At 64.2% G+C, this 23066-nt stretch carries 20 protein-coding genes; 16 read left to right on the forward strand and 4 right to left on the reverse strand.

The features are described from left to right. On the reverse strand, positions 1-1227 hold the full coding sequence (locus ABIC17_RS06715) for a TCR/Tet family MFS transporter (RefSeq protein WP_354280267.1): 1227 nt from the start codon (positions 1225-1227) through the stop codon (positions 1-3). Positions 1228-1584: 357 nt separating this feature from the next. On the opposite strand from ABIC17_RS06715, the gene ABIC17_RS06720 reads away from it, so the two are divergent. The 5 genes from ABIC17_RS06720 (at position 1585) to ABIC17_RS06740 (ending at position 10613) form a co-directional block, all read left to right on the forward strand. After that, positions 1585-2802, forward strand: a complete 1218-nt coding sequence (locus ABIC17_RS06720; RefSeq protein ID WP_354280269.1) for an acyl-CoA dehydrogenase family protein — start codon at positions 1585-1587, stop codon at positions 2800-2802. 107 nt (positions 2803-2909) lie between these two features. Beyond that, entirely contained in the window at positions 2910-3977 is a 1068-nt protein-coding gene (locus ABIC17_RS06725; RefSeq protein ID WP_354280271.1) for an acyl-CoA dehydrogenase family protein, read from the forward strand. A 215-nt stretch (positions 3978-4192) separates the two neighbouring features. Further along, positions 4193-6973 (forward strand): TonB-dependent receptor, encoded by a 2781-nt coding sequence (locus ABIC17_RS06730; protein WP_354280273.1) that lies wholly within the window; start codon positions 4193-4195, stop codon positions 6971-6973. Between the two features lie 123 nt (positions 6974-7096). Further along, positions 7097-9460: a ribonuclease R family protein gene (locus ABIC17_RS06735; RefSeq protein ID WP_354280602.1), complete on the forward strand. Its 2364-nt coding sequence runs from the start codon at positions 7097-7099 to the stop codon at positions 9458-9460. A 214-nt stretch (positions 9461-9674) separates the two neighbouring features. Beyond that, positions 9675-10613, forward strand: coding sequence for a sensor domain-containing diguanylate cyclase (locus ABIC17_RS06740; protein WP_354280274.1), 939 nt, complete (start codon positions 9675-9677; stop codon positions 10611-10613). Between the two features lie 30 nt (positions 10614-10643). Here the strand turns inward: ABIC17_RS06740 and ABIC17_RS06745 are convergent, their stop codons facing one another. Continuing rightward, positions 10644-11549, reverse strand: coding sequence for an NAD(P)/FAD-dependent oxidoreductase (locus ABIC17_RS06745; protein WP_354280276.1), 906 nt, complete (start codon positions 11547-11549; stop codon positions 10644-10646). Positions 11550-11631: 82 nt separating this feature from the next. Between ABIC17_RS06745 and ABIC17_RS06750 the strand changes: the two genes are divergently transcribed. The 5 genes from ABIC17_RS06750 to ABIC17_RS06770 all read left to right on the forward strand — a co-directional run bounded on the left by ABIC17_RS06750 (position 11632) and on the right by ABIC17_RS06770 (position 14577). Further along, on the forward strand, positions 11632-11904 hold the full coding sequence (locus ABIC17_RS06750) for an AbrB/MazE/SpoVT family DNA-binding domain-containing protein (RefSeq protein WP_354280278.1): 273 nt from the start codon (positions 11632-11634) through the stop codon (positions 11902-11904). Further along, positions 11901-12275, forward strand: coding sequence for a type II toxin-antitoxin system VapC family toxin (locus ABIC17_RS06755; RefSeq protein ID WP_354280280.1), 375 nt, complete (start codon positions 11901-11903; stop codon positions 12273-12275). Before ABIC17_RS06750 ends, ABIC17_RS06755 begins: the two co-directional genes overlap by 4 nt. Further along, positions 12272-13003 carry a tRNA (guanosine(37)-N1)-methyltransferase TrmD gene (trmD, locus tag ABIC17_RS06760; protein ID WP_354280282.1) on the forward strand — a complete coding sequence of 244 codons (732 nt, stop codon included), beginning with the start codon at positions 12272-12274 and terminating at the stop codon, positions 13001-13003. Before ABIC17_RS06755 ends, trmD begins: the two co-directional genes overlap by 4 nt. A gap of 1 nt (position 13004) precedes the next feature. Further along, complete coding sequence (rplS, locus tag ABIC17_RS06765) at positions 13005-13397, forward strand: 50S ribosomal protein L19 (protein ID WP_010164172.1); 393 nt, start codon at positions 13005-13007, stop codon at positions 13395-13397. Positions 13398-14184: 787 nt separating this feature from the next. Then, positions 14185-14577 (forward strand): SpoIIAA family protein, encoded by a 393-nt coding sequence (locus ABIC17_RS06770; protein ID WP_354280284.1) that lies wholly within the window; start codon positions 14185-14187, stop codon positions 14575-14577. Here ABIC17_RS06770 and ABIC17_RS06775 read toward each other — a convergent pair. Beyond that, positions 14561-15265 carry a hypothetical protein gene (locus ABIC17_RS06775; RefSeq protein WP_354280286.1) on the reverse strand — a complete coding sequence of 235 codons (705 nt, stop codon included), beginning with the start codon at positions 15263-15265 and terminating at the stop codon, positions 14561-14563. The two genes, ABIC17_RS06770 and ABIC17_RS06775, sit on opposite strands and share 17 nt — an antisense overlap. Positions 15266-15339: 74 nt before the next feature. Further along, entirely contained in the window at positions 15340-16029 is a 690-nt protein-coding gene (locus tag ABIC17_RS06780) for a pentapeptide repeat-containing protein (RefSeq protein ID WP_354280288.1), read from the reverse strand. Between the two features lie 113 nt (positions 16030-16142). Here ABIC17_RS06780 and ABIC17_RS06785 point away from each other — a divergent pair, with 113 nt between their 5' ends. The 6 genes from ABIC17_RS06785 (at position 16143) to ABIC17_RS06810 (ending at position 23059) form a co-directional block, all read left to right on the forward strand. Further along, positions 16143-17480: a DUF418 domain-containing protein gene (locus ABIC17_RS06785; protein ID WP_354280290.1), complete on the forward strand. Its 1338-nt coding sequence runs from the start codon at positions 16143-16145 to the stop codon at positions 17478-17480. Between the two features lie 92 nt (positions 17481-17572). Further along, positions 17573-19807, forward strand: a complete 2235-nt coding sequence (locus ABIC17_RS06790) for a S9 family peptidase (protein ID WP_354280292.1) — start codon at positions 17573-17575, stop codon at positions 19805-19807. A gap of 69 nt (positions 19808-19876) precedes the next feature. Then, entirely contained in the window at positions 19877-20593 is a 717-nt protein-coding gene (locus ABIC17_RS06795) for an MgtC/SapB family protein (RefSeq protein ID WP_354280294.1), read from the forward strand. A gap of 61 nt (positions 20594-20654) precedes the next feature. Then, entirely contained in the window at positions 20655-21683 is a 1029-nt protein-coding gene (locus ABIC17_RS06800) for an aspartate-semialdehyde dehydrogenase (RefSeq protein ID WP_354280295.1), read from the forward strand. Between the two features lie 187 nt (positions 21684-21870). After that, a complete protein-coding gene (locus ABIC17_RS06805) occupies positions 21871-22317 on the forward strand; it encodes a GFA family protein (RefSeq protein ID WP_354280297.1) in 447 nt (148 codons plus the stop codon). Then, positions 22298-23059, forward strand: a complete 762-nt coding sequence (locus tag ABIC17_RS06810; protein WP_354280299.1) for an alpha/beta fold hydrolase — start codon at positions 22298-22300, stop codon at positions 23057-23059. The genes ABIC17_RS06805 and ABIC17_RS06810 overlap by 20 nt, the downstream gene beginning before the upstream one ends. Positions 23060-23066 lie beyond the last annotated feature (7 nt).

The following is a 23066-nucleotide window of genomic DNA, read 5'->3' on the forward strand; positions in this document are numbered from 1 at the left end:
TCACACCTCCGCAATCGCGCTCGCCGCAGTCGGGAAACGGTCGAGCACTTTCCACAGGACGATGACGAGCGCAGTGAGCGCCAGCGCGGCGGCGAGCAGGAACGCACCACCGACGAAGCCCTGGCTGACTCCGGCGGCGAGGGCCTGGGTCATCAACAGCGGGCTGATGATCGAGGCAATGCTGCCAAGGCTCCCCATCCCGCCCTGCAACGCGCCTTGTCGATCGGGGCCGACCATCCGCGACAGCAGGCCGTTGACGGCAGGACCGACGAAGCCGGACAGCGCGGCGATCGGCATGATCGCATAGGCCTGCCACCCTGCGCCGATGAAGGCGAAGGCGAGAAACCCCGCCGCATCTGCCGCGAGCCCGATCACCAGCGCGCGCCGGTCGCCGATCCGCGCGATCACCGGGCCGACGACCAGGCCCTGCACCAACGCCATGATCAGCCCGATGTAAGCCAGGCTCCACCCGATCGCGCTCGGGCTCCAGTCGAAGCGAACCGTCGCCCAGAACGCCCATGTCGCGGGATAGATCATGTGCGAGAGTTGGTAGACGAAGCATGTAACGAGCAGCGGTACCGCGATGCGCATGGCGAACAACGGCTTGAACGCGCCGACGATATGCGCGTCGCGCCAGCGGAAGGCGCGGCGGTTCTCGCGCGCATGGGTTTCGGGCATCGCGACCGCCATCACCGCGGCATTGCCAAGCGCGAGCACCGCCGCGGCGATGAACGGGGCGCGCGGGCCGAACCCTGCCAGCAGTCCGCCGATCGCAGGGCCGATGACGAAGCCGATCCCGAAGGCTGCGCTGATATAGCCGAAGGCGGCGCTGCGGCGCTCGGGCGGGGTGACGTCGGCGATCACCGAACTTGCGGGGCTATAGATCGCCCCCGCAATCCCGGCGACGGTGCGCCCGAGGAACAGCCATGCAAGCGTCGGTGCGACCGCCATCAGCGCGTAATCCACCCCGAAAGCGAGCATCGACGCGATGAGCACCGGGCGACGCCCGAAGCGGTCGCTGAGGTTGCCGAGCACCGGCCCTGCGACGAATTGCGCCAGTGCGAAGGCGACGAGCATATAGCCCGCAACACGCGTCGCGGCTTCCAGGTCGATGTGGCCGAGGTGTCGAAGCAGCGTGGGAAACACCGGCATGACGATGCCGAAGCCGATCGTGTCGATCAGCACGGCGGCGAGAACGATCGGCATGGCGCGACTGCTAGCTGGCATTGGACGGTCCCCCCCCGGGACGGAGAGTTTACGCAAAAATCGCTTTAGCGCGACCCGTTTTCGTCGCGTGGGGCGGGACGTTGCCGCGCCATTTTGAAACCGCACAACATCTCCGTTCGCCCTGAGCGAAGTCGAAGGGCTGCTTGTTCAGTTAGCGATGCTCGGTGGGGAGCAAAGGCTTCGACTTCGCTCAGCACGAACGGGGGCGGGGGTGGGTGTGGTCGGGCCGCAGCGCGATCCGTCAGGGAAGCCAGCGGGCGCCCCGCTCACACCGTCTTTGCACTTCCAATCCGACCCGATCTATGGCATCGCGCCGCCATACCCGATCTTCAGTTTTCGCAACCAAGGACAGGTTTCATGGCAACCGCGCCCGAACTCGACACTCCAGCGACTGCGCTCGACGCCTTCCGCGAAGAGGCGCGGGCGTGGCTTGCGGAGAATTTTCCGCCCGTGCTCAAGGGCAAGGACAATGCGATGTCCGCTCTCGAGGGGCCGAGCGACCCGTCCGCCGACGAAATCGCGTGGCAAAAGGCGATGGGCGAGAAGGGCTGGGGCGTCCCCGGATGGCCCGCGGCCTATGGAGGGGGCGGGCTCGACAAGGCGCAGATCCGCGTGCTGCAGGAAGAAATGGCGCGGATCGGCGCATGGAACCCGATCGGCGGGATGGGCGTGATGATGTTCGGCCCGACGCTGCTCGAATATGGCACCGAGGAACAGAAGCGCGAACATATCCCCGCGATCGCCAAGGGCGAGGTGCGCTGGTGCCAGGGGTATAGCGAACCCAATGCCGGCTCCGATCTCGCCAACGTCCAGACCTATGCCGAGGACAAGGGCGACCATTACCTCGTCAACGGGCAGAAGACCTGGACCAGCGGCGGCCAGTGGGCGGACAAATGCTTCGCGCTCGTTCGTACCGACAAATCGCAGAAGCACGGCGGGATCAGCTTCCTGTTGCTCGACATGACCGCCGAAGGTGTCGACGTGAAGCCGATCCGGATGATCTCCGGCCAGTCGCCGTTCTGCGAGACCTTCTTCACCGACGTGAAGGTGCCCAAGGGCAATCTCGTCGGACGTGAGGGGCAGGGCTGGGAAATCGGTACGCGGCTGTTGCAGCATGAGCGCTCAAGCCTGTCGGGTGGCGGGTCCGCCTCGCGGCTGTTCGCGGGCAAGCCGGTCAACGCGCTCGCCAAGGATTATCGCGGCACCGACGAACAGGGCCGGGTCAACGATAGCGACCTGCGGATGCGGATCGTCCGCCACGAGATGGACGCGCGCGCCTTCGCGCTGACGCTGCGGCGTGCGGCGCTTGAGGCGAAGTCGAACCAGGGGCCGTCCGCCGCCACCTCGATCATGAAGAACGTCGGCGCGCGGATCACCCAGGATCGCGCCGAATTGTCGATCGAGATCATGGGGATGGCGGGGCTCGGCTGGGAGGGCGACGGCTTCACTGACGCGGAGCTCGAGCAGACCCGGACCTGGTTGTGGGGCAAGGCGGTGTCGATCTACGGCGGCTCGACCGAGATCCAGAACAACGTGATTTCCAAGCGCATCCTCGGGATGCTGGATCACCAGTAATTTCAGTTAGGCGGCCGCGACGCGCGGCGCGCCGGAGAGGGGCGGGGTGAAGGATGGCTGAAGCCATTCTCCCCCGTTTTCTCCCAACCAAAAGCGGGGATAGCGACATGGCCGTACTCAACGATGAACAGACGATGCTGCGCGACATGGTGCGCGAGTGGGCCGACAATGAAGCCCCGGTCGCTGCCTTTCGCAAGATGCGCGCCGCCGCCCCGGTCGAGGGGTATGACCCGGGGACCTGGGCTACGCTGGCCGAGATGGGGCTTGGTGGCATTGTCATTCCGGAAGCATTCGGTGGCACCGGTTTCGGCTATCTGTCGCTCGGGTTGGTGTTGGAGCAGCTCGGGCGCAACCTTGCGGCCTCGCCGCTGGCGGCGAGCGCGGCTGCGGCAAGCGCGATCGTGATGGGCGGATCGGATGCGGCGCGTGCAGAATGGCTGCCGCGGATCGCGAGCGGTGAGGTCGTCGCGACGCTCGCGGTCGACGAGGGGCCGGTCCATGCGCCGACCGGGCTCGCCACGCAGGTCGTCGATGGCGCACTGACCGGGACCAAAATGTTCGTCGCTGAGGGCGATGGCGCGACGCTGTTCGTGGTCGCTGCGGCGGACGGGCTCTATCTCGTTTCCGGCGACACAGGCGTGACCCGCGCCTCGCGCGCGATGGCGGATTCGCGCAGCCATGCCGAAGTCCGGTTCGACGCGGCTCCCGCGATCCGACTCGGGGATGCAACGCTGACGGCGCAGGTCGTCGATCGCGCCACCGCAATCGTCTGCGCAGAAATGCTCGGCATGGCGGAACAGGCGTTCCACACCACCAACGATTATCTCAAGACGCGTGTCCAGTTCGGGCAGCAACTGTCGACGTTCCAGGCGCTGCAACACCGCATGGCGAAGCTGTTTACCGAACTGGAGCTGATGCGCTCGGCGGTGGAAGGGGCGCTGGAGGCGATCGACGCGGGGCGGTCGGACCTCGACCAGTCGGTCAGCCTCGCCAAGGCAATCGCAAGCGACACGCTCAACCTGATGAGTCGCGAGATGATCCAGCTGCATGGCGGGATCGGCATGACAGACGATTATGATGCGGGCTTCTACATCAAGCGCGCGCGCGTGCTGGAAGCGATGTGGGGCAATGCGGCGTACCACCGCGAGCGGTTTGCGCGACTGAACGGGTATTGACGGTGCGTCATCCGTTTGGATGATAGATCCTTTATCGATATTTTAGAATACTCGTTCTGGCCGTTACGGACAGAACGCCCGTTATGACTTTTCTGCAACACTGACGTTACGTCGCGTCAATACGCAGTTTCTGGTGCTTGACGACGGTCCTCTCTAGGAGCATTCGAGGATAGGGTACGGAGCCGATCAGCGTTCCGATCCGGGGAGAGATAAAGATGCCCAATACGCGGTATTTGGTGGCGTGTGCGCTTTCGGCCTTGGCGATCGGGACGGCGAGTCCGTCGATCGCCCAGCAAGCGACCCCACCGGCGGGAACGCCAGCGCCCGCATCCACCACCACGCAAGTCAACGATAGTCAGGACGACACCGGTCAGGACATCATCGTCACCGCGCAGGGGCGTGCACAGTTGCTCGCCAATGTGCCGGTAGCGGTGTCGGCGGTGTCGGCGGCATCGCTTGCCAATTCAGGCGCGAACGACATTCGCCAGTTGAGCCAGCTCGCACCGTCGCTGCTGGTGTCGTCGACCGGATCGGAAGCCAATGGGTCGCCGCGCATTCGCGGTATCGGTACCGTTGGCGACAACCCCGGCCTCGAAAGCTCGGTCGCGGTGTTCATCGACGGCGTGTATCGGTCGCGCGCGGGCATCGGCCTCAACGAGCTTGGTGAAATTGACCGGGTCGAGGTGCTGCGCGGCCCGCAGGGCACGCTCGGCGGGCGCAATGCGTCGGCCGGCGTCATCAACGTCTTCTCGAAGAAGCCAAGCTTCACCTTCAGCGGGAACGGCGAAGCTACCTACGGCAATTACGATTTCTACCGCCTTGCCGGGGCGGTCAACGTGCCGCTCACGCAGACGATCGCGGCACGCGTCGATGCAGTGTACGTCAAGCGCGACGGCTTTTACCGCGACACGACCAACGACACCGACATCAACAACCGCGACCGTTACTTCGTTCGCGGGCAGATCCTGTATCAGCCGAGTGCAGATTTCTCGCTTCGGCTGATCGCCGACTATACGCATCGCGACGAAAAATGCTGCGCCGCGACCTATGTCGACAATTCGGTCAATTCGTTCGTCGGCAACCTCAACAACCCATCCACCCCGCTCGCGCCGTTGCAGGGGACGGGCAACAACATCGTCAATGTGCTGCGCGATCTCGGCCAGCCATTGTCCCGGATCAACAATGCCGGATACAGCCGGGATGTCAGCGTCAGCCGCGGTCGGAGCTTTGCGGGGATCACGACCGACAAGGGTATTTCGGGCCAGATCGATTGGGCACTCGGCGGGATTAACCTGACCTCGATCACCGCTTACCGCGAGTATAAGAGCGACCAGGGGTCGGATACCGACTACAGCACGGTCGACATCCTGTACCGGGCGGCGGACGGCAATTCGCTGCGGCAGTTCAAGACGTTCACGCAGGAATTGCGGTTGCAGGGCAATCTTTTCGACAACAAGCTCGACTGGCTGGTCGGCGGCTATTTCGCGAACGAAGATCTGACCGTGACGGACAATCTGCGGTTCGGCAGCCAGTACGGCCGTTTCGCGACCTGCCGCATCGTATCTGGTGGTGGCCTCGCGGCATTGTATTCTCCGACATCCCCTGCGTGCCTTGGCGCGCGACCAGCGGCGTTCGGGGCCGCATCGCCGCTGATCTATGCCGCATTTGACCGGCTCGACGGGATCAATGACAAGGGTTCGACGCTCGATCGCTACACCCAGAACAGCCGCAATTTTGCGGCCTTCACCCACAACATCATCCACCTTACCGACCGGCTCGATGTCACGCTTGGCGTGCGCTACACCAACGAGACCAAGAAGTTCGCGGCGACCTTCGGCAACGACAACACCGCTTGCGTCGCCAATCAGGCCGCACTGACACCGTTCCTGACCAACGCTGCGCTGTCGGCAGTGGCGGGCGGGATCATCGGCCTGTCGTGTCAGGGCAATTCGACCGCCGAACTGAATGGCGTGTCGATCAACAGCAAGCGGCACGAGGATCGCTTCAGCGGCACGGGCATCCTGTCGTGGCGTCCGTTCGACCACATGCTGCTCTACGGCAGCTATTCGCGCGGGTATAAGGCGGGCGGGTTCAACCTCGATCGGTCCGCGCTCAAGAATCCGATCCAGGTGTTCAACGGCGCTCCGACGACCACCTTCGCAGCGGTTGGCGGTGCGCAGGCGCTGGTCGGCAACCTTCAGTTCGACCCCGAGACGGTGACGTCCTACGAAGTCGGCGCGAAATACGGGACTGGCCCGTTCACTCTGTCGGCGGCGGCGTTCCGGCAGGAATTCAGCAACTTCCAGCTCAATACGTTCAATGGCACGGTTTTCCTGGTCCAGAACGTCAACGGCTGTACCACCAGCCTGAACGGCGGGGACCGCGATCTCAGCGCCACGACCGGGCGGTGTGCGAGCGGCGATACAAGCTACGGCGTACTGTCGCAGGGTGTCGAGCTGGAGGCGTCGCTGGTCCCGATGCGCGATCTTCGCGTCAATCTGGGCGGGACCTACCAATCGACACAATATCGCGAGAACGTGGTCGGCAACAGCAGCGGTGCGCCGCTCGATCCCGCGCTCCGCGTGCTGCCGGGCAAACAGCTGTCGAACGCGCCCAAGATTGTCGTAACCAGTTCGGTCGCCTGGACCCCGCGGCTTGGCGACAGCGGCCTGTCGGCGTTATTCTATATCGATAGCCGCCTGAGCGACAATTATAACACGGGTTCGGATCTGTTCCCACAGAAGGGGCAGGACAGCTTTGCGTTGTTCAACGCGCGCGTCGGCCTGCGTGGCCGCGAGGAGCGGTGGGCGATCGAATTCTGGGGGCAGAACATCTTCAACAAGAACTATGCGCAGGTTGCGTTCAACTCGCCGTTCCAGGCGGGTACGACCAGCGCGCCCTATGTCGATCCGCGCTATCCCGGCGGTCGACAGCTCTTCTCGCAATTCCTTGCCGAGCCACGCACCTACGGCGTGACCCTGCGGGGCAAGTTCTGATCGCGTAACGCGACAGGCAGGCGGCCCGAAATCCGCCAACCTTCAAGCCGCTGCCTGGCGTAAGCCCCGGGTGGCGGCTTTTTCATGGATGGCATCGCGCCCGTGCTGCCCTATGGTCGTGCGATGCCAAAGCGTATCAGCACCAGCACTCCCAAGGGTCTGCCGACCCGTGAACAGATCCTCGATTTCATCGCCACGTCGGATGTGCCTGCCGGCAAACGCGAGATTGCGCGCGCCTTCGGGCTGACCGCTCAGGACAAGATCCTGTTGAAGGCGTTGCTAAAGGATATGGCCGATGAGGGCCTCATCGACAGTGCCCCGGGCCGCGCGTTTCACAAGATGGGCGGCGTTCCCAAGGTGACCGTGTTGCGCATCATGGATGTCGATGACGGCGGCAACATCTGGGCCGTGCCCGAACGCTGGGATTCCGAGGCCCCGGCCCCGAAGCTGCGCGTGCGCGATCGCAAGAACGGGGCGCTGGGTGTCGGCGATCGCATTCTCGCGCGGACCGAGGAAGCAGGGCAGGGCTGGATAGCGCTCCCGATGAAAGTGCTGCCGCGCGGCGAAGACCTCGTGCTGGGCGTACTGCGGCAGGAGCCCGGCGGCATGTGGCTGCAAGGCGTCGAGAAGAAGGAACGCTCCGAGTTCCTCGTGTCGGACGCGGGCGGCGCGCAGGCGGGTGACCTCGTGTTGGCGGAACGCGCAGGGCGACCGCCGCGGGTTACGGTACGGGTCACACAGGTGCTGGGCGATCCGTTCGCGCCGCGCAGCTTCTCGCTGATCGCGATCCACAAGCTTGGCATTCCCGACGTCTTCTCGTCAGAAACGCTCGACGAGGCGGTGCACGTTGCGGCGCAACCGCTGGGCGACGACCGCGAGGACTTGCGCCACTTGCCGATCGTCGCGATCGACCCCGCCGACGCGCGCGACCATGACGATGCGGTTTGGGCGATGCCCGACGACGATCCTGCGAATGATGGCGGCTGGAAGGCGATCGTCGCGATCGCCGACGTGTCGTTCTATGTTCGTCCGGGGTCTTCGCTCGACCGCGAGGCGCGGCGGCGCGGGAACAGCGTGTATTTCCCCGATCGCGTCGTGCCGATGCTGCCCGAGAGCCTGTCGGCGGAAATGTGTTCGCTCAAGGAAGGTGTGGATCGTGCCGCGTTGGTTTGCCATTTGCGGATCGCCAAGAACGGCACGCTGCTGTCGTGGCGCTTCACGCGTGCGGTGGTGCGGCTTGCGGCGAACCTGGCGTATGAGGATGCGCAGGCGATGGTGGATGCTCATCAGGTTGGGGGTGGGGCCGTGCCTGTTTCAGACGGTGTGTCTGCTGCACTGCCCCACCCCAACCCCTCCCCCGAGGGGGAGGGGCTTGAACGTGGATCTGGCGCTTCGCCGGAAGGTCAGGGGCTTGATCCCATCCTTGCCGCGCTGCTTCCCCTCTGGGACTGTTGGCGCGCGCTCAATAAGGCGCGCGAGGCACGGGCACCGCTCGATCTCGACCTGCCCGAACGTCGCGTCATGCTCGACGAAATGGGGCGCATCCTGTCGGTCGCCCCGCGCGAACGGCTCGATGCGCACAAACTGATCGAGGATTACATGATCGCCGCCAACGTGGCGGCGGCCAAGGCGCTGGAGGCGAAGAAGGCCCCGGTGATGTACCGCGTCCACGAACAGCCGGGCCGCGAGAAGATCGTCGCGCTCAAGGACTATCTCAAGACCTTCGGGATCGAGTTCGCGCTGGGGCAGGTCATCCAGCCGCGTACGTTCAACCAGATTCTCGCCAAGCTCGTGGATGACGACATGCGCCCGCAGATCATGGAGCAGGTGTTGCGGACCCAGACGCAGGCCTATTACTCCCCCGCCAACATGGGCCATTTCGGACTCGCGCTCGGTAGCTACGGGCACTTTACCTCGCCGATCCGGCGCTATGCCGATCTGCTTGTCCACCGCTCGCTCGTTGCCGCCTATAAGCTCGGGCCGGGTGGCCTGACCGATGGCGAGACCGCCGGCATGGAACGCATCGGACAATCGATCTCGCAGTTCGAGCGCCGCGCGATGGAGGCGGAGCGCGACACGATCGATCGCTACGTTGCCGCATTCCTGTCGGAGAAGGTCGGTGAAGTGCTCGAGACGCGGATTACCGGTGTCACCAACTTCGGCTTCTTCGCGACCGTCGAGGGGATCGGCGGCGACGGCCTGATGCCGGTCCGCGACATCGGCGGCGAATATTTCCGCTTCGATGAAGCCGCGCGCACGCTGACCGGCGATCAGACCGGCACGGTCTACGCCAGCGGCCAGAAGCTGCCCTTGCGGCTTGCCGAGGCCAACCCGGTGACGGGTGCTTTGCGGTTCGAGATGGTTGAAGGGCGAAGTGCCGCACCGGTCCGCGACGACCGCGGCAAGCCGTCCGGCAAACCCGCCGGGCGCGTGCTCAAGCGGCGTGGGCGACCCGCGAACATTCGGCACCAGGGCAAGAAACGGTAGAAAAGCGCACCTTTTCCGCCAATCTCATCCTAAAAGCCGTCTGTCCGTTCGGTACAAAAGGCCGAAACTCCACGTCACGCCTCTATGATATGCAGATATTCCGGACGCCGTGACGGTGCGGGACAAGGGTGAGAACGTGGCCGCAGCGCGAAAAGTTAGGGTTGGCTCGCTGCGCACATCATCCACGCGTCGTCCGATCAAACGGTTAGCAATCGTGAAACGTGTCATGCCGCAATCGAACTGGCTGCGACATTTCGACGATGTCGAGGCGCTGGCCGGGATGGGATCGTGGCGACTCGACCTGGCGAGCGCAACGATGGAATGGAGCCGGCAGGCACGATGCCTGTTCGGGCTCGATCCCGACGCGCAAGGTCCGCCGTGGGACCGCTTCCTCACCTTCTATCCTTTCAACGACCGCATGATCCTGATGCAGGCCATCGATCGGTCGATCGATACGGGCAAGACGTTCGAGGTCGAGACCGACATCGTCACCGATGGGGGCGAACGCCGTCGTATCCGCAATGTCGGCAAGATCGATCCGGGCGATGGGGAGGCGGGGTGCTTGATCGGGGTATGTCAGGACGTTACCGCGCAACGCGAGATCGAGCGCGCGCTCGAGCGTAGCGCGCTGGTCGACGAACTGACCGGGATCGCCAACCGTGCGGCACTCAACCAGTATCTGAACGATAAGGTCGACAAGCGACGGGCGTTGGGTGGATTTGCGGTCGTCTTGCTCGATCTGGACAATTTCAAGTCGGTCAACGACACCTATGGGCATCATACCGGGGACGACGTGTTGCAGCGGACTGCGGCTACGCTGGCCGGCCACGCGCAGGAGATCGGTTTCGCGGCGCGTCTAGGCGGGGATGAGTTCGTGCTCGCGATCACCGCTCAGGAAACGATCGAACGGCTCCGCGGCTTTCTGGCGACCTTGCTTAACGATTTGTCGATGTCAGTCAGCGGTGATGCCGGAACGATCACCGTCCGGGCGACGATGGGGGCGTGCCTGCTCGACGACGGGATCACCACGCGGAGTGATATCCTTCGCCGCGCCGACCTGTCGCTCTACAATGCAAAGGCGCTGGGCAAGGGACGCGCGATGGTTGCGGGCGACTTGAGGCCGATCATGCCGGACCGAAATTTTCCGGGCTGATCGCTGGTCTCGTTCCCGTTGTGCCCGGATTTACCGTCGCAGCGGCCGCCGTTCGTCCAGAAGGTTGCGGATCGTGGTTGCGGCGACGCCGGCTTCCCCCATCGCGTGGCTGATCTGGTCGAGGCCCTTCACCACGTCTCCTGCCGCGAATAGACCGGGGATCGAGGTACGCTGGTGGTCGTCGACTTCGAGGCACCCTTCCGCGGTCGCACGCGCACCCGCCGTTACAGCCAGCTTAGAGCGGATCGTCGAACCAAGCGCGGGATAGACGCTGTCGAACGCAAGATCGCCGTTTGCGGTCGTCACCACCATCCGGTCATCCTCGATCCGCATCGGGGAGCAAGGGCCGTCGAGATGGCCGATTCCGGCATCGTCGAGCTTGGCCAGGCAGGTGTCGTCCAGTTCGTGATGCGCGCCGGGTGCGATAAGGGTCACGTCGCGCGTATAGCCGCGCAGGAACAGCGCTTCCTTCATCCCGTGGTCGCCAGTGCCGATCACCCCTACGCGCTTGTCAGTCACTTCGTAGCCGTCGCAGATCGGGCAGTAGCGGATCAGCCCACGTGCAAGCGCCGTGTCATGCACCGTACGGTCCATCTCCGGCTGGATGTTGACGACCCCGGTCGCAAGCAGCACAGCACGCGTTGGGAACACGCGGTCGCCGACGTGGACCTCGAAGTCATCGCCGGTCGGCCGGACCTCTGTCACTTCGGCCGCTTCGCGCACCGCGCCGAATTCCTCGGCCTGGTCGAGCATTAGCCTGAGCAGGTCGGTCCCCTTGATCCCGCCGGGATAGCCCGCGTGGTTGTGCGTCCGCGGGATTAGCGCAGCACGGCTGCTGCCGCAGTCGAACAGCCGGATCTTCAGATGGAACCGCGCAAGGTATATCGCCGCGGTGAGGCCAGCGGGGCCGGCGCCGATGATGATGCAGTCGTCCATGGCTGCGATACGTCTGCACGGTCGCATCGTTCCTTGACGATCTGTCGGGCCGTATATACATCTTGTATATACGGAGATTGGCATGCCACAGGAATTTCGCTCCAAGGTATTCAAATCAGGGAATTCGCTGGCAGTGCGGCTGCCGAAGGGACTCGGTGCAATCGAAGGAACAGAAATGATCGTCCGAGAAGATCGCGGCACGTTCACCTTCGAGCCTGCGAACACGCAGCGAAAGATCACCGGGGATGGGTGGATGGGGGCGTTGCCCTGGTTGTCGCCCGTTACGTCGGACGATCGCGAATTCGACCACAGCCCTCGACCGTGGGACGACCCTGACTGGCCATCGGCGGCGTGATCTATCTTCTCGATACGAATATCTGCATTCTGTTGCTGGCAACGAAGGCTGATCGTCTTCGCGCTCGCGTGCTCGATTGTGTCGAAGGCGATCTGGCGGTTTCCTCCGTTACGTTCGCCGAGATTGCCTTTGGTAGCCGGAACGGAAAGATGCCTCCGCTCAAGGTTCTGGAAGCCTTCATTCGCGACGTCCCACCAGTTCCGTTCGACACGGCGGCGGCGCGTCAATATGCGGAATTGCCTTTCCGGCGCGGCAGTTTCGATCGCCTGATCGCTGCCCACGCGCGTGCGCTCGATCTGACCCTGGTGACCAACAATGAACGCGACTTTGCCGACATCCCCAATCTGCGCGTAGAGAATTGGACGCTATGACTTTCGCTGCCACCGTCCTCACCCTCTACCCCGAGATGTTCCCCGGCCCGCTCGGCATCTCGCTCGCTGGCCGCGCGCTGGGGGAGGGGAAATGGAGCCTCGACGCGCGCAACATCCGCGACTTCGCCACCGATAAGCATCGCACCGTCGATGAGACCCCGGCAGGCGGCGGCGCGGGCATGGTGCTCAAGGCGGACGTCCTGGCGGCGGCGATTGACAGCGTCGCGACCGGTGCGCCGATCCTCGCGATGACGCCGCGTGGGCGACCGCTTGCCCAGGCGCGCGTCCGCGACCTTGCGCAAGGGCCCGGCGTCACCGTGCTGTGCGGCCGGTTCGAGGGGTTCGACGAACGCATCTTCGCAGCGCGGGGCATCGAGGAAGTGTCGATCGGCGACTATATCCTGTCGGGCGGCGAGATGGGTGCGCTGGTGCTGCTCGACGCTTGCATTCGGCTGCTTCCCGGCGTAATGGGCGCGGCTTCTAGCGGTGATGACGAGAGCTTCGAAAGCGGTCTTCTCGAATATCCGCAGTACACCCGACCATTTGAATGGGAAGGGCGCACGATCCCCGAAGTGTTGCGATCGGGGGATCATGCGAGGATTTCGGCATGGCGCAAGCACATGGCCGAGACCGATACACGGCTACGGCGGCCGGATCTGTGGGAGCGCCATGAGGGTGCTCGGGTCCAACCGCCCTCTGGCGCGCGACGACAGACGAAGGACGCATGAGATGAATCTCATCCAGACGATCGAAGCCGAGAACATTGCCAAGTTTCTCGAAACCAAGCAGATCCCCGAATTCCGCCCTGGCGATACGCTCAAGGTCGGCGTGAAGGTTGTCGAAGGCGAGCGCACTCGCGTCCAGAACTACGAAGGCGTGTGCATCGCGCGTTCGAACAAGGGCATGGGCAGCAACTTCACCGTACGAAAGATTTCGTTCGGTGAGGGCGTGGAGCGCGTCTTCCCGCTGTATTCGCCGAACATCGACAGCATCGTCGTCGTCCGCAAGGGCGCGGTGCGTCGTGCGAAGCTGTACTATCTGCGTGGCCGCACCGGCAAGTCGGCGCGTATCGCAGAGCGTCGCGACACGCGTCCTGCAAAGGGCACTGCCGCAGCCGAGTAATCGGACGGCGTCTCGATCAGGCTCGAAGGGGGCGCGGAAACTTCGGTTCCCGCGCCCTTTTTGATGGGCTGGGAGTGGCGCGGGACGGGGGCACGTAGGGGGTCAACTCAAACGCGTATGGCCGCTGTCGCCCACTAGCGGACGTTCTGTCTTTAAGGCATGCCGTTTCCGTTATGTGGTCTAAGCCTCGCAGTGCTGTGTTGTTGACAGTGTTTGGCCTCACGATCGCAGTCGTCGCCATTAGCCATGAATTGACTGCGAGCCCGAAACTGATCCGGGGCGCAGTTAGTGAGGGCGTGCCCGGCTTCCAGTGCTCGAAGTTAAGTGTCGAGGTGCCAGGTGGCTCTTGGAATCGCTACAGTCACGTGATGCGGGCCGCTCTGCACTTGCCACAACGATGCGTCACGGACCTTCGCAATCGTATTCGGAGTAATCCTTTATTCAAAGTCGAGCGCTGCAACGTCGTAGAGCGGTGCTGGACCCGTCGCGGCAAACACAGCACATACATATTCACGTTCTACCCAAATTACGTCGGCTTCCGCGTTGAAGAACGATAGGCGTGTCGGAACGTCTGCTCTCCACCAGGTCGCGACGTTCCGGCCTGTTCATGCCGGGACCGACGCGCGGCAACGCAGAAAGGGGCCCGTCGCACGACAGTTGAATGATGGTGGAAAGTGCCCGCTACGCATCGTAAGCGACTGACGCGTGGTATGCGGCTTACGCTAGCCTCAGACCGATTTTCAGCGCGTTAACAGAGTCGTAGACGTTACAGCCGCATGGTGCCCCGGTGACCATCGCCGGATTTTCAATCGACCCCGATGTCGCACGCGAGTTTGTTCGAATCCGTCTGTTCGGTTTCTTCAGCGTGGACGATATCGAGCGCTTCGAAGCCGAGCTATTGCGGGTTCACCAGCGGATGGGCTGCGGACGCAAGGGTGGGCCTCTAACGGTCACCGACGTTACGGGGATGTCCATCCAGAGCCAGGACGTCGTCAGCCGCTGGGGCAAGTTCCTCGCAAATCCTGCGCACCGGTCGCGGCGTCTTGCGTTCGTGACCGGCTCCACGCTTGCGCGCATGCAGCTCGAACGCGCATCCGCAGGTCGCGGCGCGCGCGTCTTTACCGATGCAGCAGAAGCGGAAGCCTGGCTTTTCGCCGACGATGCTAGTCGACCGGCTTGACCGCGTCGAACGTCACTGACGTCTTCATCTGACCGCTCTTGCCCAGCAGCGACCCCGCCATGACGCTCGCCGACCCGTCCGGGATCGGCGCGCCGTTCGGTAGCAGGCGGTAGCGACCGGTGATGTCGAGGCTTTGGATCGAGGCGACCATCATCATCCGGAAGCCCTTGGTCGAAACGAAGCGGATCCGTTCGACATAGGGGGTCGTCCCCTTCAGATTGACCAGCGCCTCAGCCTGCGTGTCGGGAGAAGCATCGTGCGATCCGATCTTGAGCACGCCTGCGGGCAGGCGGGCGAAATGGTAGGTGGCATAGCCCGGCGTCGTGTCGCTGCGCGTGGCGGGCGCGGCGAACCACTCGGCGAGCTCCGCATAAGACGGCGTCGGTCCGCGCTTTGCCTTGCGTGATTGCGCCACGTCCTTCGCGCTCGGTGCCTGCCCGTCGACGCTCACCAGCGACCACCGGTCGGCGGTCGGGCGGCGCGGATCGTAGCGTTCCACGAACACCTTGCGCGGTGCTCCGCTGCGCTCGATCACCAGCGTCCGCTGGAAGCTGTAGCCGTCCGGCCGGGTGGCCTTGATCGACGCGAGCAGCTTGCCTTGCAGCGCGTCGGCGCGGGCTTCGATCGGCGCGATGGCGGCTGCGATGCCGGCTGCGATGAACGTGACGGCGAGGAACCGGGTGAACAATGCGATGCCCTTTCGAGGAGGAAACCGAGACTGATAGCGCTTGGGTGAACGCAAGCTGACGCCAAGCGCAGCGGTCATAAGACCCGCGATCCCAATTCCCCAAGCAACTGTCCCGCCTGTTCGCGCGAGATCGTGGCCCCGCGGAACTGGCGCGCGTCGACCAGCGCGATCCCGCCGAGATCCGCCCCGCGCAGATCGGCACCGTCGAAACGGCACCCCGCAACGCCCGCGTCGCGCAGGCTGCAATCCTCGAAGACGGTCGCGCGGAAGTCGGTCTTGCGCAGGTCGGCCTGGCCGAAATCGATCTTGCGCAGCGTCTGTTTGCGAAAGGAGAAGCCGGGCAGCTTTGCGTTGATCAGCAGTACTTCGTCGAGCAGCAGATCGAACGCCTTCGCGTCCGACAGGTCAACGCCGGTCAGCTTGCTGCGGGCGAAGCGTGCGCCGGAGAGCGTTGCGTTGCGGAATACGGCATTGTTGAAGTCGCTGGCCTCGAACCACGCATCGCTCAAGTCCGCGCGCAGAAAACGCGCGAACGCCCCGCGGCACGACGTCCAGGCGCTGCCCTCCAGCCGCGCACCGGTAAAGTCGCCGCGGCGAACGGTACAACGGTCGAACGTCCAGTGCGCCAAATTCAGACCGGACAGGTCAGCGTCATCGATATCGCAGTCAACGAGATGGTGCGGGCCAGCCGTACGGGACAGGCATTCAAGGTCGCCTCTAACAAGGGTTTGACCGGCAAGCGGGGACGAAGCGGCTGAGGTCATCTGTTCCTCGTAGGGAGCCCGCACGGGCTTGGCCATCCGGCATGCAGCGGCGCGATCTTGGCAGGGGGAAGGTGCGCCTGCTAGGGGTACACGCCCGCTATTCCAGGAATGCCATGGTCGACGTTGCCTCAACCCCCGTCGAACCCGATGGCGCGCCGCGGATCGCGGTGCTCGATATCCTGCGCGGGATCGCGATCCTCGGGATCCTGTTCATGAACATCAACGACATGGGGCAATCGCTCCACGCATCCTTCGACGACGTGCGGCATCTTGGCTGGTCGGCGATCGATCAGGTCGTCTGGTGGCTGCGCGAAGTGCTCGCGATGGGGACCGCGCGGGCGCTTCTCGAGATGCTGTTCGGCGCGGGCATGGTGATTCTGACCGACCGTTTCGCCACCGAGGCTGAGGAATCGGCCGTGCTTCGGCGTTATTTCACCCGCAATATCATCCTGTTGCTGTTCGGGCTTGTGCATGTCTTCGTACTGCTGTGGCCGGGCGATATCCTCCACACCTATGCGTTGGCGGCGATGGTCGCATTCCTGTTCCGCGAATTGCGGCCGCGGGCGCTACTGTTTCTCGGGTCTAGCATGGCGGTGTTCCTCCTGATCGGCGGCGCGCTGACCTATAGCGCGAGCGTTTCCAGCGCCGCTGACGTCCAGCGTGTCGAGGCGCGGCAGCGTTCGGGACAGGGGCTGACACAAACCGACAGGACGATCCTGACGAACCAGGCCGCGCGAACCAAGGCACGCGCGACGATGATGGCGGAGGTTAAAGCGCGGATCGCGGCTGAAGACACTGCGCGGACGGGGACGTTCAAGACCTGGGTGACGCAGCAATGGGCGACGTTCACCTATACTGAGGGGCAGGGGTTCGAGACCCTGTTCGTCTGGGAGGCCGCCGCGACGATGCTGATCGGTGCGGGGCTGTACCGGCTGGGGGTGTTGCAGGGCGCGCGATCGCGGCGCTTCTACGTTGGGCTGACGCTATGGAGCTATGCCCTGGGCGTGCCGTTGCGGCTGTTCGAGGCCTATGCTGGAACGCGGTTCGACGGGTCACCGGACTTCAGCATGGCGACGAGCGAGATCGCGCGGCTGGCGATGACGCTCGGGCATCTGGGTCTCATCAACCTGCTGGTGACGACGGTGATCGGCGCGCGGCTGCTGCGCCCGTTCGTCGCCGCGGGGCGGACCGCGCTGTCGATCTATGTCGCGCAGACGCTGATCTGCCTGTGGGTGCTGTATCCGCCGTTCATGCTCGGGCTGTACGGCACGATGAGCTGGACCGGGCTGATGCTGACCGCGGTGGGGATTGACGCCGCCTTGCTGGTGGGGGCGAACCTGTGGGTGCGCAGGTTCCGGATCGCCCCGGTCGAATGGGCGTGGCGCTCGCTGGCCGAGCGGCGGATGCTGCCGTGGCGGGAAGGCGCCCGCCACGCTGTTGTAGCTGGCTGATCGCAGGGCTTTACGCCAGCGCCGCGCACCGCGATAAGCCCGCAACGCCCGGCATGGTCGGGCCAGCACAATCGAGAGAGTGGAGATGCGGGATGCGGGCGAGTTGGGCTTTTGCGGGCGTGATGCTCGCCTGTGCTGCGGTGCCTGCGATGGCTGCTGATCCTGCGCCCACCCAATTGACGCTGAAAGCCGTGTTCGGCAGCCCCGATCTGTCGGGCGTCCAGCCGCGTGGCGTCAAGCTGTCGCCCGACGGAACGCTGCTGACGTCGCTGCGTCCGCGTGCCGACGAGAAGGAGCGGTTCGACCTGTGGGCGCGCGACACGCGTACCGGGCAGGAGCGGATGCTGGTGGATTCCAAGAAGGTCGGCTCGGGCGCGGAACTGTCCGAAGCCGAGAAAATGCAGCGCGAACGCGCACGCATCGCCGGGTCGAAGGGCATCGTGACCTATGACTGGGCCCCCGACGGCAAGACGATCCTCGTGCCGATCGACGGCGACCTGTATCTGGCCGGCCTCGACGGTGCCACGCGGCGGCTGACCAATGCGCCGGGCGATGGCGCGCTCAATCCCGTGATCAGCCCCAAGGGCGGGTTCGTCAGCTTCGTGCGCGGGCAGAATCTGTTCGTCCAGCCGCTCGGCGGCGGGGATGCGCGCGCCGTCAGCAGCGATGGCGGCGGGACGGTGCATTGGGGCGAGGCAGAGTTCGTCGCCCAAGAGGAAATGGACCGCCGCACCGGATACTGGTGGTCCCCGCAGGACAGCCACATCGCGGTCGAGCGGTTCGACGAGGCCCCGGTCGGAATCGTCACGCGCGCCGCGATCGGCGCGAACGGGACAAAGGTCTACGACCAGCGCTATCCCGCCGCGGGGACGCCCAACGTCGCGGTCGCTTTGTATGTGATGAAGGCGGACGGGTCGGGGAAGGTCAAGGTAGATCTCGGCAGCAATCCCGACATCTATCTCGCGCGCGTCGACTGGACGCCCGATGGCAGCGCGTTGCTGGTGCAGCGCGAAAGCCGCGACCAGAAGACGCTCGATATGCTCCGCGTCGATCCGGCGACCGGCAAGGCCACCGTGCTGTTCACCGAGAAATCGGGCACGCGCAGCTGGCTCAACCTGTCCGACGCCTATCGCCCGATGAAGGACGGGAGCCTGATCTGGCGCTCGGAGCGGACCGGCTTCGGCCACCTCTACCGCTTCGCGAGCGGCAAGTGGACCGCGCTGACCAAGGGCGACTGGGTCGTCCAGTCATTGCTCGGCGTGGACGAAGCCAAGGGCCGGCTGTTCTTCACCGGCAACAAGGACGGCGTGCTCGAACAGCACCTCTATTCGGTCGACATCGCGCATCCGAACCGGATCACGCGGCTGACCGAGGCGGGCTGGTGGAACAACGGCACGATGGACGAAGCCGCGACGCGGATGATCGTCTCGCGCTCGAGCCCGACGCAGCCGACGCAGGTGTATCTGGCGGATGCTGGCGGCAAGCGGCTGTCATGGATCAACGAGAATGCGGTCGTGCCGGGGCATCCTTATTACCCCTATCTGGCGGCGCATCAGCAGACCAAGTTCGGCACGATCAAGGCCGAGGATGGGACCGATCTTTATTATGAGATGATCACCCCGCCGCTCGAGCCGGGCAAGAAATACCCCGTATTCTTCCAGCATTACGGCGGCCCCGGCACCGGGCAGCAGGTCACGCGCGGCTGGGGCGGGGCGTTGCCGCAATATCTCGTGCAGCACGGCTATATCTATTTCCAGATCGACAATCGCGGTTCGTACAATCGCGGCAAGGCGTTCGAGGATCATATCTACCGCGCGATGGGGACGGTCGAGGTCGCCGATCAGCTTGCGGGGGCAAAGTTCATCAAGAGCCAGCCGTTTGTCGACCCTGCCAAGGTCGCGATCTACGGGTGGTCGTACGGCGGGTACATGACGCTCAAGATGCTCGAGGCGAACCCGGGGGTCTATGCCGCGGGCGTGTCGGGTGCGCCGGTGACGCAATGGGATCTGTACGACACCCATTATACCGAGCGCTACATGGGCTCGCCGGTCGCGGACAAGCAGGCGTATGTTTCTTCGGATGCTTTGGGGAAGGCCCCCGCGATCAAGGATCCGCTGCTGCTGATCCACGGCATGGCGGACGACAATGTCGTGTTCACCAACTCGACCGCGTTCGCCGCGCGGATGCAGTCGACCGCGACGCCGTTCGAGATGATGTTCTATCCGGGCTATACGCACCGTGTCGGCGGACCGGGGATCAGCGAGCATCTGTGGGGGACGATCCTGACGTTCCTGGATCGGAACGTGAAGGACAAGCCGACGAAGTGACCCAACCCGCTTCCCCGGCCTTCGCCGGGGAAGCGGTAGAGAGACAATTTGGCTAGGGCGGCCACCATCATGCGGTTTCTCACCACTTTCCACCTGTTGCCGTTCCTCGACACGGTCGTCAGCTATCTCGTCGCGTTCGTGCTCGGCACGCTGATCGGCGCGGAGCGGCAGTATCGCCAGCGGACCGCGGGGTTGCGCACCAACGCATTGGTCGCGCTCGGCTCGTCCGCGTTCGTCGATCTCGGCCAGCGGCTCGGCGGGGACATCGAGTCGATCCGGATCATCGCTTATGTCGTGTCGGGGATCGGTTTTCTCGGCGCGGGCGTGATCATGAAGGAGGGGATGAACGTCCGCGGGCTCAATACCGCGGCGACCTTGTGGTGCTCGGCGGCGGTCGGCGCGATCGCGGGGAGCGACATGGTCGCCGAAGCGGTGCTGCTCACCGGCTTCGTCATCCTCGCCAACACGATGCTGCGCCCGCTGGTCGACGCGATCAACCGCATCCCGCTGGAAGGTCGCAGCGTCGAGGCGACCTATACCGTCACGATCACCACGGACGCCGCCGAAGCCGGGCCGATGGGCGACCTGCTGACCGAACATCTCGAGGACGCGCAACTCCCGGTCGCCGAGCTCGACATCATCAACCGCGGCGAGGATCGCGTCGAGATTGTGGCCAAGCTCGTCAGTACCAATATAGCGGTCAGCGAGCTCGACGCGCTGACCGATCATCTGGCAAGGGTGCATGGAATAACTCATGCGACCTGGCAGGCGCGCACGCACGATTAGCAAAGCGATTGGACGTGCCCGCGTAATGACGCTACGGGCGCGTTCCGAACTGGAGGAAGACATGGGTTACAGGATCGTGGTCGCGGGCGCGACGGGCAACGTCGGGCGCGAGATGCTCAACATTCTTGCGGAGCGCGAATTCCCGCTCGACGACATCGCGGTCGTCGCATCGTCGCGCAGCCAGGGCGACGAAGTCGATTTCGGCGAGACCGGGCGCAAGCTCAAGGTCCAGAATATCGAGCATTTCGATCCGACCGGCTGGGACATGGCGCTGTTCGCGATCGGCTCGGAAGGGACCAAGATTCATGCGCCGCGCTTTGCTGCCGCCGGCTGCACGGTGATCGACAATTCGTCGCTGTACCGGATGGACCCGGACGTGCCGCTGATCGTGCCCGAAGTGAACCCCGATGCGATCGCAGGCTATACCAAGCGCAACATCATCGCGAACCCGAATTGCTCGACCGCGCAGATGGTCGTCGCGCTCAAGCCGCTGCATGATTTCGCCAAGATCAAGCGCGTCGTCGTCGCGACCTATCAGTCGGTGTCGGGCGCGGGCAAGGCGGGGATGGACGAGCTGTTCGAACAGTCGCGCAACATCTTCGTCGGCGATTCCGCCGAGGCCAAGAAGTTCACCAAGCAGATCGCGTTCAACGTGATCCCGCACATCGACAGCTTCCTCGACGACGGGTCGACCAAGGAAGAGTGGAAGATGGTGGTCGAGACCAAGAAGATTCTCGATCCCAAGATCAAGGTCACCGCGACCTGCGTCCGCGTGCCGGTGTTCGTCGGCCATTCGGAAGCGATCAACATCGAGTTCGAGAATGAGATCTCGGCTGACCAGGCGCAGAAGATCCTGCGCGAGGCGCCGGGCGTGATGCTCGTAGACAAGCGCGAGGACGGTGGATACGTGACCCCGGTCGAATGCGTCGGCGAATATGCGACCTTTATCAGCCGCGTGCGCGAGGATTCGACCGTGGAGAACGGGCTGTCCTTGTGGTGTGTCAGCGACAATCTCCGCAAGGGTGCGGCGCTCAACGCGGTGCAGATCGCGGAGCTACTCGGGCGGCGGTATCTGAACAAGGGGGACTGAGGCGGGCCTGGCCTCGCCACATCCGTCATCCCCGGGGAGGCGGGGATCCATAGTGGCTGACATCTGCAATTAGGGGCGTCAGCGCTACGGATTCCCACCTACGCGGGAATGACGCAGTGGGGAGGCGACTCTTGCGCCAGCCGCGAGCCCGCGCGATGATCCCCTCGTCTTTGTGGGGAGCCAAGCCATGACAGAAACCATGACCGGCGGCTGCCAATGCGGCCGCATCCGCTATAGCGTCGCGATCGACACCACCGACGCCTACCTCTGCCATTGCCGGATGTGCCAGCGCGCGACCGGCGGCGTCTCGATCGCGTTCAAGAGCGTCAAGATTGCCAACGTCACCTGGGAACGCGAACCCGATCGCTACCGGAGCTCCCCCATCGCACAGCGTGGCTTTTGCAGTGTGTGCGGCACGCCGCTGACGTTCGAATTTCTCGAACCGGGCGAGACCATGGACCTGACGGTCGGTAGTTTCGACGAGCCCGGGCGCTTCGTCCCCAGACATCATTTCTCGCCCGAGACTTGGCACGCGGCATGGCTGGACACTAAGGATCTCCCGACAACGCGGGTCGCGGATAATCCGTCGACCGCAGATCGATGGATCAAGGCACTTGGCAAACTCCCCGATTGAACCGCAGTTTTTCGAAAGCATCGACGACGCGCGGCTGGCGTGGCGCGAACTGGGGGAGGGGCGCCCGGTCGTTCTGATCCACGGCTATTTCTCCGACGCGACGACCAACTGGATCAAATACGGCCACGCCGAAAAGATCACCGCCGCGGGTTTCCGGGTGATCATGCCCGACTTGCGCGGGCACGGGTCGAGCGCGAAACCGCATGACGCCGCCTCCTATCCGCCCGACGTGCTGATGCGCGACGGGCTCGCGCTGGTCGCGCATCTCGGGCTCGAAGACTATGATCTCGCAGGTTATTCGCTCGGCGGGCGGACCGTGATGCGGATGCTCGTCAATGGGGCGACGCCGCGACGGGTGGCGGTCTCGGGGATGGGTTTGGACGGGATCGTCCATACGCAGGGGCGCGGCGCGTATTTCCATAACGTCTTAACCAACCTCGGAAGTTTCAAGCAGGGCACGAGCGAGTGGCTGACCGAGGCGTTCCTTAAGACGACCAAGGGCGACCCGCTGGCGCTGCTGCGGGTGCTCGACACGTTCGTCGACACGCCGGCTGAGGCGCTGGCGACGATCCGGCCGCCGGTGCTGGTCGTCAACGGGGTCGACGATCACGACAATGGCTCGGGCGAGGCGCTCGCCGCCGCGCTGCCGGATGGCCGCTATGCGAGCATTCCGGGCAACCACATGAGCGCGGTGATGAAGCCCGAACTTGGTAGCACAATCGCTGACTTTCTCGCGGCTTGACCATCCA

This window comes from Sphingomonas sp. PvP056, assembly GCF_040549155.1.
Lineage (GTDB): Bacteria > Pseudomonadota > Alphaproteobacteria > Sphingomonadales > Sphingomonadaceae > Sphingomonas.